We start from the raw sequence: 12,621 nt of genomic DNA, 5'->3' as shown, positions 1-12,621 counted from the left end.
GAGTTGCGTCTACGTGCTACCATTGTTATAAGCTATCCATTAATGTCGACACTGTAGTAGTTTATGACGATAGAAATTAAAGTAATACCGGAACCTCAAATAACCTGTGCGAATTGTCAGGCTTGTTGTTGCCGTTTAGAGGTAATGCTAATTACCGATACTGGCGTACCTAAAAAGTACATCGCAACAGATGATTGGGGTGGTCAGGTAATGAACCGTCTTGATGATGGTTGGTGTGCCGCGTTAGATCGCGACACATTAATGTGTTCAATTTACGAAGTTCGCCCATTTATCTGCCGTGAGTTTGAGATGGGGGAATACGAATGTATCGATGAGCGTAACGCTAATTTATAGCGCTACTCCTTCTACAGTACATGTTTAGTCAACATATCAATTCACTTCAGACAAAAAAGGGATTGTGAAAGCTGAGACTTTATACGCTTAAATAAACATTGAGCCAATCAGCCACCCTGCGATCCCAAATGAAACGACTATTAATAAAAAGCCTATATTTTCTGATAAATCAGAACGTGTGAAATTAATAAACCAATCTTTCATTTTTATGCCCCAGTTATTGTAGGAAGCTGCACTTTCAAGCGGTCGTTCAATACTTAACGAGACCATATTTCGCTTAATCCACTCAATGTGAATATACGCATCGTTGTACCACTGAATAACGCGGTTACTTAACGAATAAGAATCACGTTTATCATCAGCAATAACTTGTTCAAACAAAATCTGTTGTTCGGCCAATGGTGAACAGTTAATCACGCCCCTTTCGCCACTACTTAATTCAATATACAAGGTAAAATCTTTTATATATGTGGCTGTGGTTATATGATCATTCCTCTTAATTCTTTTTATAAATTTCATTTGTATTAGCCTTTCATTTTCTCCATCTAACCCACCACTCAGCGTAATAACTCACTCCAAATTCAAATTGGCGCACTTTATCTATTAAATCATTGAATTACTATCTGAGGTAGATTTATAGCAATTCAAGCAATAAGTGCATCACCCTCAAAGAGAAAGGCTAATACCTCTCTCTTTGAGGCTGTTTCTATTCAGAAAACTCAAAAAGTTACGCTGTAACCAATGGTATATTCTTCATTGATTCTTTTTGCTTGTTAGGTATTCGGAAAATAACAACATAGCTAACGGGTAACACAATCAATGTAAGTAACGTGGCAAAACCTAAACCAAATATAATGGTAACCGCCATCGATTTGAAAAATGGGTCAAACAATAACGGTATCATGCCAAGCATTGTCGTAATGGCCGCCATGCACACAGGACGAACACGACTTACTGAAGATTCAAATACGGCATCATACGGATCTTTACCCTCAGCCAATTCAACCTGAATTTGATCAACCAATACAATCCCATTTTTGATGACCATACCGCTTAAACTTAATGTACCCAGTATCGCCATGAAGCTAAATGGTGCATCAAAGATCAATAAGCCAGCAGCAATACCTATAAGCGCTAAAGGCACATTGAACCAAATGATCAGCGGGAGTCTTACGGAATTAAACAGGACAACAGTGATCAAGAACATCGCTAAATAACCCAATGGTAAAGAGCTAGCAATACCTGCTTGTGCTTCACCTGCTGTTTCATATTCGCCTCCCCACTCGAGTTCATACCCTGCAGGCAGAGGGATCGCTTCTATTTTAGGGCGTAATATCTTTAGCACTGAATCTGCTGTTTCATTACTACCTAATAGTGGATCAGCTAATACAGTTAATACCCGTTTGCGATCGCGACGCATAATAATAGGGTTTTCCCACTCAGTATCGAATGACGATACTATTTGGGTAACAGGTACAAACGCACTATTTTCAGCACTCCACACTTGTAGCTTTAACAAACTATCGGCATCAAGGCGCTCTTGCTCTGGTGCACGCGCAACAATGGGCAATAAATGCGATTGTTCACGATACGTACCAACCGACATGCCACTAAAGTTAATCAGCATGGCTGTATCAAGATCTTGCTTACTGATACCCACTTTTTTGGCTTGAGCATTATTCACTTGTGGACGAACAACATTGACCTGATTACGCCAATTATGACGAATATTTTCAGCTGTCGGCTCATCAATCATGATCTGCTCTGCCTGAGTAGCAAGCTGACGCAGTACAACGGGATCTTCACCATAGAACCGCGCTTCAATTGCAGCGGCTGGTGATGGGCCATTACTCAGCAATTTCACGCGAAACTCAGCTTCAGGATAATTATCACGCAATACTTTCGTGAGTTCAGGTACGCCTGCATTCAACGATTCTAAATCTGTCATTTCGATAATTAACTGCGCATACGAGTCGTAGCCTTTTTCTGGCACATACGGCAAGACGAATCGTTGTGCACCTTTACCTATCACCGAAGTGACATTTTTAAGCCCGACGCCAACCTCTTTGTCGGTTGCTATGATTTTCTCTTCAAGTTCGCGTACAAAACCTTCTGTTGCACGAATATCTGAGCCTTCTGGCAACCATACATCAACAAAGAAAATAGGCGTACTTGATGGTGGGAAGAATACATTTTTTACATGCCCCATACCCACTATCGCTACAAACAACATCGCAATAACTAAGCCTAAACTGAGCACACGAAATCGCATGGCTAACGAAAGTATTGAACGATAAGCCGTAAAGAACCAGCCTTTATATAAGTCTTCCGGCGTATCGCTAACGTCGCCATCTTTAAATAATAAATTACAGAAAAATGGCGTAATGGTAATCGCTGTAACCCAACTGATAAACAGTGAAACTAGCAGTACTTGAAATAACGATTTACAAAATTCACCGGTGGCATTTTGTGATAATCCAATGGGTGCAAATGCTAAAATTGCAATAATTGTCGCGCCCAATAATGGCCATTGAGTTTGCTTAACTACCTGACCTGCCGCTTCATAACGGGTTTGACCCCGTTTTATACCGATTAAAATACCTTCAGTAACCACAATGGCGTTATCAACCAGCATACCTAATGCAATAATGAGTGCGCCCAATGAGATAATTTGCAGCTGAATATTCAATACACTCATCACAATGAACGTACCAAAAATAGTCAGTAACAGCACTGCACCCATTAATAACCCAGAGCGCACGCCCATGAATACCAATAGCACCACGATCACTATTGCCACAGACTCAGCAAGGTTGATCAAAAAACCCGTAACAGACACATCAACCATTGCACCTTGGTCATACACGGTATTCAAGCTCATTCCTACCGGTAAACCTGATTCAAACTGTGTGATCTTTGCTGATATTTCATTCGAGATATCAACAACATTCACACCTTGGCTAAAGGATATCCCTAAAGACAGCGCATTCTCGCCCATGTTGTGGTAAATCAGCTTTGGGGTTTCACTTTCCGTTTTATAGACATTAGCAATATCACCCAGATACACCATATCTTTACTGCCTGGCGGGCTCACCAATAAGCGTTTCATATCAGTAACATCGATAAACTCGCCCGTAGGATGAATACGAATTCGCCCTTCACCTACTCGAATTTTTCCGGCGTTAGATACACCATTTTGATTCTTTATTTGGCTGTATATCGTATTTTGATCAAGCCCTAATGTTGCCAGTTTCTGTTGGCTAATTTCGACAACGACTTGCTCTTGCGGATCGCCGACGACAGAAACCTTTTTAACACCCTCAATTAATACCAATTCTCGACGTAGGTAATTGGCATAATTTTTAAGTTCTCGGTAGCTATATCCTTCGCCTGTAATGTTCATTAAAACACCGTAGACATCGGAAAAATCATCAATCACTTGCGGCATTACAGCGCCTGGCGGTAAATCGGCAACCGCATCATTCACCTTACGACGTAGCTCATCCCAAATTTGTGGTAAGGCTTTCGCGTCGTACTGCTCTTTCATCTCAATTTCTATTTGAGATAAACCCGCACTATTGATTGATGTAATGTGCTTTATCTGTGGCATCTGCTGAATAGCATCTTCCAACCGAAGCGTTACTTCTTCTTCAACTTGTTCAGGCGAAGCCCCTGGGTAAGCGGTAATAACAAGGGCGTTTTTTAACGTAAATTCAGGAAATTCTAATTGGCCTAATCCCGTAAATGAAATTCCACCACCAATTAACATCAGTAAAATAAACATCCAACTGATGACTTTGTTTTTGATACTGTAATGCGCGATATTCATCAATTACACGCCTCTTTCCCAGCGAAGGGGTTTTACTTCCATGCCTGATTTAATCGCATTCGCCCCCACACTGACAATTTGATCGCCTTTGTTTAATCCAGATAACACTTCAATACCATTCGTTCGCACTTGCCCTAACGTCACATTTACAGATTCAACTCGGTGACTGTCTTGATTGTATCGCCACACTTTAATTTGGTTATCTTCATCCGCTTTCACGATGGCTGATTGCGGTAAAATAGTGAGGAAATCGCTTATCCCATTGTCTTGAGAGCGACGGTGATCGATTGACATATCGAGTAATAATTCAGCACTCATGCCCGGAATAACGTTCAAGCCATCTTCGGGTTTAAAACTAAAGGTAACGGCATAAGTTTGTGTACCAGGGCTAACTTTACTTGAGCTCTCTTTAAAACGAACAGGATAAGTCGTCACACTTTCACCTTGAGAAACAAAGCGCACACGTGGCATGTAATGTTCATCTAAGTTCTTTTTATTTAAACGCATAATGAGTGACTCAGGCACTTGAATAGTGACATCCATTAGCTGATCACCTCGCAACGATAATACGACCTGCGATGCTTGAATCATTTGATAGTTATCAGATTCAACTTTGGCAACAATGCCAGAAAAAGGGGCCGTTAAATTGGTATATTGCAGTTGATCTCTGGCTGAATTCAATGATGATTTGGCAGACTTTAATGTGGCTTTTGCAGAATCAAACTCTGCTTTCGAAATAAGTTTTCGGGCTAATAACTGTTCTTTACGGTTGTAATCGGCATTGGCTAACTCGTAATTTGCTTCTGCATTTAATAGCGCATTCTTGGCATCTCGATCATCAAGCTTCGCTAGTAGTTGTCCTTTTGTAACTTTCTGCCCTTCAATTAAATCTAATGTAACCAGTTCACCACTCACACGAAAAGCTAAATCTGCTTGTTGATTCGCCACCAATTCAGCAGGAAAAATGCGACTTTGTTCAAACGCTACATCACCAATTGTGATTAATTTTACCGGACGTACGGTGGCAGTTGCTACCACAGCACTCTCTGCAGAGTCACACCCTGTCAGAACTGAGCTCATTAAAACAGTTCCTAGCACCAGTGCTAACAAACTCGGTTTAGCTGACATCATTGAATTATTCCTTATAGTTATCTTTCACCGCGAACTATAACCTGATAACGTGTTCTGAATAACCGAACGATATAGAACTGAGAGTTTCACTTTATGGAACACTTAATCTATTGATCTATCATTAAGACTGTGAGCAACGTCATGAAAACAGAAGATCTCAAGCTCTTTCACCAAATTGTGGATACGGGTAGCTTAAATCGCGCATCTGAAATTTTCGACTTACCAAAGTCGAACATCAGTCGACGTATCAAATCACTGGAAGAAGAGCTGAACATTCTGCTGTTTCATCGCCAAAACCGCGCTTTACAGCTGACAGAAGCAGGTACCAAGTTCTACACAAAAACCAAAGCGATGCTGATTGATTTGGAAGCGAGTATTCAAGAAATCACGGCACCGACTTATGAAGTGTCTGGACACCTGCGTATTCAATTACTGCCCTTTCCTGAGATTCTTGATATCGGCCGAATGATTTTCACGTTCATGGATATGTACCCAAAGATCAGTGTCGAGATCATTACCAGCGCAGAAGATAAAAATATGGTCGAGAACCACATAGATATTGCGCTGCGTATTGGCGAAGGCAATACCCTTGAAGATTCCAGCTTGGTGGCGCGTCCATTCAAACATGCTTCTTTCGGGTTTTTCTGTACACAGGAATACGTAGAACAACACGGTAGGCCACAAACTGCTGACGATTTACGCCAACTGAATGTTATTCGTTTTCGCTTTCCCAACGGACAAATATACGGCACGCTGCCTTTTGGTAAAAATGAAACGGTAGAAGTGTCGGGTAACTTAGTAACGAACAGCGTGTCACTGTGTATGGAAGCTTGTTTGCAGAACCGAGGCATTGTCTTTATTCCAGAAGATATTGGTAATTATTATCAAGAACGTGACATGTTAATACGTTTATTCGACCACATTGAGCCATCGATTAAGTATGGTTGGTTAGTCTACCCATCACGTAAAAACCTGACCTTAGCTGCTCGTACTTTTGTGGAATTCATACTGGCTGAAGTAGAAAAAGAGCCAATTTGCGGGAAAATTAAAACCGATGTACGTGGAATCGTAATGTGATTTTTATTCATCGGTTATCGTAAAATCTATCATCATCAATATATTGTGTTACGCCTACCAACGGCGTAATGCAAATTTCGGAACAAACTGCCCTCAATTATCCTGAATATGCTCACCTCCCTATCAAAGTGCATATTATGCATGACTGTCCTGATTTTTATTCATTTGTGTAATGTCACTGAGTTCTCTACTATCCGCGCTCGCTAATTTTGGCGATCGGAGGCACTGATGTTTTCACAATCATTATTTGCGCAGCTATTACGTATGCTAGTACTGCTCATAATTACACTTTTTGGCGTGCATCACTGTCAACCTTTACTCGATGCGTTGGCGCAACACGCCACCAGCGGTGGTTGCCACCAACAATCATCTATCGAACACGACAATAAAGAGCACCATTAATGAGTATTTTTCGTTTTCCACTATTAGTATGGTTGGGAATAGGGACGCTAATTATTAGTCTTGGGATAAGACAATCTTTCGGCATTTTCATGATGCCAATATCTGATTCATTCAATACCGGTCGAGAGTTCTTTAGCTTTACAATTGCACTGCAAAACCTGCTTTTTGGTCTGTTCCAACCATTCGTAGGTATGGCGGCCGATCGCTGGGGCTCACGCCGTATTATTACCGTTGGGGCTATATCGTATGCGGCTGGTTTGTATCTGACCTCTTTAGCAACTGAACCTAGCATTCTTTATGTCACCTTTGGTGCTTTGATCGGTTTTGGTTTAAGTGCCACCAGCTATGTGATTATTTTAGGATCTATTGCTCGCGTAGTACCCGCAGAACATACGGCAAAAGCCTTTGGTTTAACCACCGCCGCTGGCTCATTTGGCATGTTTGCCGTAATACCTGGCGCACAATCACTCATGAATACATACGATTGGCAAACAACGTTACAAATTTTTGCCCTAGCATGTTGTGTGATCATCGCTTTTGCCAGTTTCATGAAAACGGCCAACAAAGAGGCTAAGTCTTCATTAAAAGCGGTGTCTACTGCACCGAAAATAGATGATACACAAACCTTGCGCGAAGCATTAAAGGAAGCCTTTAACCATAAAAGTTATTGGTTAATTCATGCGGGATTTTTTGTTTGTGGCTTTCATGTCATGTTTATTGCCACTCACCTTCCTAGTTATTTAGCCGACAAAGGGCTGCCGGGATCAACGGCTGCGATGGCGCTCGCCTACGTGGGTATTTTTAATATCTTCGGATCGTATTTTTGGGGCGTGATGGGTGATAAATTCGATAAACGCTATGTAATGACATCGCTATATTTAATACGAACTGTTGTGATTGCAGCTTTTGTGACATTACCTGTAACGGTTGATACCGCGGCTATTTTTGGTGGTGCGATCGGTTTTTGCTGGTTAGGCACAGTGCCACTAACCTCGGGTTTAGTACGTCAGATGTTTGGGGCTCGATACATGTCGACACTATATGGACTCGTATTTTTCACTCACCAAGTTGGCAGTTTTTTAGGGGCTTGGGTTGGTGGCCGTATTTACGACTATTACGGCAGCTACGATCCAATTTGGTGGTCTACCGTCTTTCTCGCCTTCTGCGCAGCATTAATTCACTTGCCGATTAATGACAAGCCCGTTCCTCGTTTAGCTGCCTTGAGTGCAGCGGCATAACAAGGGTAATACCACATCCAATAAAAAACCCTTTTGCCCTGTTACTCGTCGTAACAAAAGGTCAAAAGGGTTTTCTTATCTTTATCTATAATCAAATAAGATCATCTATAATCAAATAACGTAACGTTTATAAACGCTTAACTATTCTTGATTAAAGGTGCTCACCACTGCGTAAAGCATCAATACGCTTGTCTAGTGGTGGGTGAGTCATAAACAATTCAGACAATGACTTCTTCTTACCATTGATACCAAATGCCATCATAGAGCCTTCTAACTGTGGCTCTTGGCTCATTTTCAAACGCTCTAACGCAGCAATCATCTTTTCTTTACCGACTAAGTTCGCAGAACCCGCGTCCGCTTTAAATTCACGGTGTCGGCTATACCACATAGTTAGAATGCTTGCTAAGAAGCCAAACAGTACTTCCATAATTGAAGAGACGATGAAGTACGTTATGTAACTGCCGCCTCCGCCTTCTTCATCACTGTTGTTAACACCACTGATTGCACCCGCTACTAAACGAGAAACAAAAATAACAAAGGTATTCACAACGCCTTGCATCAAGGTCATCGTTACCATATCACCATTAGAGATGTGGCTAATTTCGTGAGCAAGTACCGCTTCAGCTTCATCACGTGTCATGCTATGAAGCAAACCCGTTGAAACCGCAACCAGTGAATCATCGCGCTTAGCGCCTGTTGCAAATGCGTTGATATCAGCAGAGTCATAAACCGCAACGGTTGGCATACCAATGCCTGCTTGTTGCGCTTGACGCGAAACCGTTTCCATCAACCAGTGCTCTGTTTCATTGCGAGGATGCTCAATAACTGAACCACCAACAGAACGAAGAGCCATCTTCTTTGACATGAAGAGTGAGAATAGCGAGCCACCAAAACCGAACAGCGCAGCCATTACCAATAAGCCAGATAGGCTACCAGGCTGCATACCTGTTACAGCATAAACAACATTCAAGACAACGCTGAATACCAGCATTACGGCAAGGTTGGTTGCCAAGAACAGAGCAATTCGCTTCATATTTCCAATTATCTCCAATAAATAAAAGAAGCTTCAAATACATAATAGATGGTATGTGCCATCTACAGTCTACTTTATATATGGTCGTTCAAAGCAATTACAAGTGAAAGAACATAATTGTTACCATTCGTATCAAGCTAAAGAATGATTGTTAATGCTACATAGGTAAATTTAAGGTTTACAGGTCTTGTTATTAAACCGTTACAATTCCAGTGAGGCATAATGACAAAATTTAGTCATTATTATCATTCTACTGTTATAACTAACATGACTGTCTAAAAACTGAACAGTGTTCACTATTGTAAATCGAAGAGTAAAGCACTCACTTGTTTCTTCATTGCTTTATCTCTACAATGTGCGCCTACACATTTCGTGGATATAAACTTTTGACGATCACTCCGCCTTAGACAATCACTTCGGAACACTCTCGTTCCAACAAATCACTATCTAGGTAGCACTTTTGCTGCCCATCTTGCTGTGCGTTTTAATCACCAGCAGCACCCCTATAAAATTTGTCGCTACATTTTTATCAGGTTATTACCTGATGGTTTCCGTTCGCGCAAATTTTAATAATTTGAGTATATTGAATGTTAGATACTGTAAAAAAAGATTGGTTCTTCAATGTGAAGGGCGATCTTCTTGCTGGTCTTGTTGTTGCTTTGGCACTTATTCCTGAAGCTATTGCCTTCTCAATTATTGCTGGTCTCGATCCAAAAGTCGGTCTTTATGCGTCATTTTCTATGGCTGTTATTATTGCATTTACAGGCGGCAGGCCTGGAATGATTTCAGCTGCAACCGGTGCAATGGCGTTACTGATGGTCACGTTAGTAAAAGATCATGGGCTGGAATACCTATTAGCGGCAACCGTACTCACAGGTGTGATACAAATAGCCGCTGGGTATCTTAAACTGGGTAGCTTAATGCGCTTTATTTCTCGATCGGTTGTCACCGGTTTTGTAAATGCGCTCGCCATTTTAATTTTTATGGCACAGTTACCAGAGCTGACTAATGTAACTTGGCACGTTTACGCCATGACAGCTGCTGGTTTGGGTATTATTTACCTGTTCCCCTACCTACCCGCTATCGGAAAATTATTACCTTCTCCTTTAGTGTGTATTGTTTCCCTCACCATTGTTTCTATCTTGGTCGGCTTAGATATTAAAACCGTGGGTGATATGGGGCAGCTTCCCGACACACTTCCTATCTTCCTTTGGCCTGATGTTCCTTTAAACCTAGAAACATTGCTGATTATTCTTCCTTACTCATTCGGGTTAGCGGCTGTTGGCTTACTTGAATCCCTAATGACAGCAACCATTGTTGATGATCTTACCGATACAGAAAGTGATAAAAACCGAGAATGTAAAGGTCAAGGCTTAGCGAATATTGGCGCGGGTTTGATGGGTGGTATGGCGGGCTGTGCGATGATCGGTCAATCAATAATCAACATTAAATCGGGCGGCCGTGGTCGGTTGTCATGTTTATCGGCAGGTGTGTTCTTGTTAGTGATGGTGGTTTTCCTTGGGGATTGGCTCAAGCAGATCCCAATGGCTGCGTTAGTTGCCGTCATGATTATGGTATCAATTGGTACATTCTCATGGGATTCGCTACGAAACCTAAAAAAGCATCCGCTTTCGAGCAATATTGTGATGGTGGTTACCGTTGCTGTGGTGGTTGCCAGTCATAATCTCGCTATCGGCGTTTTTGTCGGTGTATTACTCGCGGCTTTATTCTTTGCCAACAAAATCAGTCGTTTTATGGTAGTGAAAAGTGATAACAATACCGCTAGTGCATCACGTCACTATAAAGTGATAGGACAAATATTCTTTGCCTCTTCAGAGCAATTTTTAAAGTCATTTGATTTTAAAGAAGTGTTAGATCACGTCACTATCGATCTTTCTTCCGCCCACTTTTGGGATATCACCTCAGTATCAGCACTTGATAAAGTCGTTATCAAATTCCGTCGTGAAGGTGCAACCGTTGAGTTAATTGGAATGAATGAAGCAACAAATACCCTTGTCGATAAATTTGGTATTCACGACAAACCTGAAGAAGTTGAAAAACTAATGGCTGGTCACTAAGGAATTTATAATGAAAAATATTATCGCGTGTATTGATGGTTCATCCATGTCGACAACTGTGTGTGATGCTAGCATTTGGGCAGCCAAACACTTAGACGTCCCTTTAAAAATACTGCATGTATTAGATAAGTCGGAATACCCTGTAACAAGTGAGTTATCAGGTAGTATTGGATTAGGCAGCCGAGAGCAACTTCTTGAAGATTTAACGGCACTAGATGAACAACGCAGTAAATTGGCCCTTAAACATGGGAAGTATTTACTTGCCGATATGATGGAAAGAGCGAATCAGCAAGGTTTGCCTAACGTCATTAAACAACAAAGACACGGTGACTTTGTTGAATCTCTGCTTGATATTGAAGCTGAAACTCGCTTGCTGGTGATTGGTAAATCAGGTGAAGCACATCAAAATCAAACCACCGCGATTGGTTCTCAGCTTGAAAGTGTTATTCGCTCTATAAAGGCACATACCTTAGTCGCAATAAAGCCGTTTAACGAACCAAAGTCGTTCATGATTGCATTTGATGGCAGTGATATCAGCCAAAAACTCATCGATAAAGCGATAAAAACCCCGTTATTAAATGGATTAACCTGCCACTTAGTGATGGTGAAAGACGAGAATGATCGCACAGAATCTTTCCATGTTGCCGCTAAGAAATTACATGCTGAAAATATCGATGTCTTGGAAAAAATCATTGAGGGCGATATCCACTCTGCACTGGTGCACTATCAAACACACAATGATATTGGTCTTATTGTGATGGGCGCTTATGGGCATTCACGCGTTAGGCAGTTTTTCTTAGGCAGTAATACCACTGAAATGCTAACCAAAAGCCAAGTACCGCTCTTACTCATTCGCTAGAAATGGAAATAAGACTAAATCTTAGACTTTAGTCTTATTGCATCTAGTGCGCATATTGATTATTGTTGATGTCAGGTGTTTTAAACACCAGTCTATTTATCAAGGAGGAATGATGGCCGACAAAGAGAACTACCAAGTTGCGATTGATATTCTTTGCTGTCATCTTGGTATGTCAGTTGATGAAGCTCATAAGGAATTAGGGCTTGATGCATCAGGTAAACCTAAACTGACAAATACCCAAGAAGCACTTATCGGATTAACAGGCGATAACAGCTAAGATGATTACGCTATAAAAAAGCATTTCAATGCTTTGTGTGACAACGCAAAATTATGTTTTATATGGCATTTAAAACATAGATGATCACGCAGCGTCCACACCAAGTAATTATAAGTAAAGCCACTGCCAGCCAGTGGCTTTATTTTTTTGCTCTAAGCGAGTGAGTCGAGCATCCATTTTTATCATCATTTCACGCATCCACTTAATGCCTGTTTTCATGGCTACGCCTGTACCAAACGCAGAGCAAAAACCAGTTGCTGCAGCGACTAAAACCGTTTGATATAACTCCATCCAACTCCCTCTTTTTTCTCTTTTCTAAACGTACCCCATAAAGAGAAAGATC

The 12,621-nt window shown here is 41.3% G+C and carries 12 protein-coding genes; 7 read left to right on the top strand and 5 right to left on the bottom strand.

The features are described 5' to 3' along the window. Positions 1–63: 63 nt before the first annotated feature. A complete protein-coding gene (locus C9J12_RS20615) occupies positions 64–354 on the top strand; it encodes a YkgJ family cysteine cluster protein (RefSeq protein ID WP_107244408.1) in 291 nt (96 codons plus the stop codon). Between the two features lie 87 nt (positions 355–441). On the opposite strand, the gene C9J12_RS20610 is transcribed toward C9J12_RS20615, so the two are convergent. From C9J12_RS20610 to C9J12_RS20600, 3 genes are all read right to left on the bottom strand, one after another. Next, positions 442–873, bottom strand: coding sequence for a DUF2442 domain-containing protein (locus C9J12_RS20610; protein ID WP_227876419.1), 432 nt, complete (start codon positions 871–873; stop codon positions 442–444). A 208-nt stretch (positions 874–1,081) separates the two neighbouring features. Further along, positions 1,082–4,183, bottom strand: a complete 3,102-nt coding sequence (locus C9J12_RS20605) for an efflux RND transporter permease subunit (protein WP_107244407.1) — start codon at positions 4,181–4,183, stop codon at positions 1,082–1,084. 3 nt (positions 4,184–4,186) lie between these two features. Further along, complete coding sequence (locus tag C9J12_RS20600; RefSeq protein WP_107244406.1) at positions 4,187–5,314, bottom strand: efflux RND transporter periplasmic adaptor subunit; 1,128 nt, start codon at positions 5,312–5,314, stop codon at positions 4,187–4,189. A 141-nt stretch (positions 5,315–5,455) separates the two neighbouring features. On the opposite strand from C9J12_RS20600, the gene C9J12_RS20595 reads away from it, so the two are divergent. The 3 genes from C9J12_RS20595 to C9J12_RS20590 all read left to right on the top strand — a co-directional run bounded on the left by C9J12_RS20595 (position 5,456) and on the right by C9J12_RS20590 (position 8,031). Continuing rightward, complete coding sequence (locus C9J12_RS20595; RefSeq protein WP_107244405.1) at positions 5,456–6,391, top strand: LysR family transcriptional regulator; 936 nt, start codon at positions 5,456–5,458, stop codon at positions 6,389–6,391. A gap of 228 nt (positions 6,392–6,619) precedes the next feature. Next, positions 6,620–6,793 (top strand): hypothetical protein, encoded by a 174-nt coding sequence (locus C9J12_RS30770; RefSeq protein WP_006233584.1) that lies wholly within the window; start codon positions 6,620–6,622, stop codon positions 6,791–6,793. Beyond that, positions 6,793–8,031, top strand: a complete 1,239-nt coding sequence (locus C9J12_RS20590; RefSeq protein WP_107244404.1) for an MFS transporter — start codon at positions 6,793–6,795, stop codon at positions 8,029–8,031. The genes C9J12_RS30770 and C9J12_RS20590 overlap by 1 nt, the downstream gene beginning before the upstream one ends. A 151-nt stretch (positions 8,032–8,182) precedes the next feature. On the opposite strand, the gene htpX is transcribed toward C9J12_RS20590, so the two are convergent. Further along, positions 8,183–9,064 carry a protease HtpX gene (gene htpX / locus C9J12_RS20585; protein ID WP_107244403.1) on the bottom strand — a complete coding sequence of 294 codons (882 nt, stop codon included), beginning with the start codon at positions 9,062–9,064 and terminating at the stop codon, positions 8,183–8,185. A gap of 587 nt (positions 9,065–9,651) precedes the next feature. Between htpX and C9J12_RS20580 the strand changes: the two genes are divergently transcribed. The 3 genes from C9J12_RS20580 to C9J12_RS30765 all read left to right on the top strand — a co-directional run bounded on the left by C9J12_RS20580 (position 9,652) and on the right by C9J12_RS30765 (position 12,278). Beyond that, positions 9,652–11,142 (top strand): SulP family inorganic anion transporter, encoded by a 1,491-nt coding sequence (locus C9J12_RS20580; protein WP_107244402.1) that lies wholly within the window; start codon positions 9,652–9,654, stop codon positions 11,140–11,142. A gap of 10 nt (positions 11,143–11,152) precedes the next feature. Then, positions 11,153–12,001 (top strand): universal stress protein, encoded by an 849-nt coding sequence (locus C9J12_RS20575; protein WP_107244401.1) that lies wholly within the window; start codon positions 11,153–11,155, stop codon positions 11,999–12,001. A gap of 112 nt (positions 12,002–12,113) precedes the next feature. Then, positions 12,114–12,278, top strand: coding sequence for a hypothetical protein (locus C9J12_RS30765; RefSeq protein ID WP_170111833.1), 165 nt, complete (start codon positions 12,114–12,116; stop codon positions 12,276–12,278). A gap of 108 nt (positions 12,279–12,386) precedes the next feature. Here the strand turns inward: C9J12_RS30765 and C9J12_RS20570 are convergent, their stop codons facing one another. Next, positions 12,387–12,569: a hypothetical protein gene (locus tag C9J12_RS20570; RefSeq protein WP_107244400.1), complete on the bottom strand. Its 183-nt coding sequence runs from the start codon at positions 12,567–12,569 to the stop codon at positions 12,387–12,389. Positions 12,570–12,621 lie beyond the last annotated feature (52 nt).

The organism is Photobacterium frigidiphilum, assembly GCF_003025615.1.
Taxonomy (GTDB): Bacteria; Pseudomonadota; Gammaproteobacteria; order Enterobacterales; family Vibrionaceae; genus Photobacterium; species Photobacterium frigidiphilum.
Note: the sequence above shows the minus strand (reverse complement) of the source record. Positions and strands in the feature narration are given on the sequence as shown.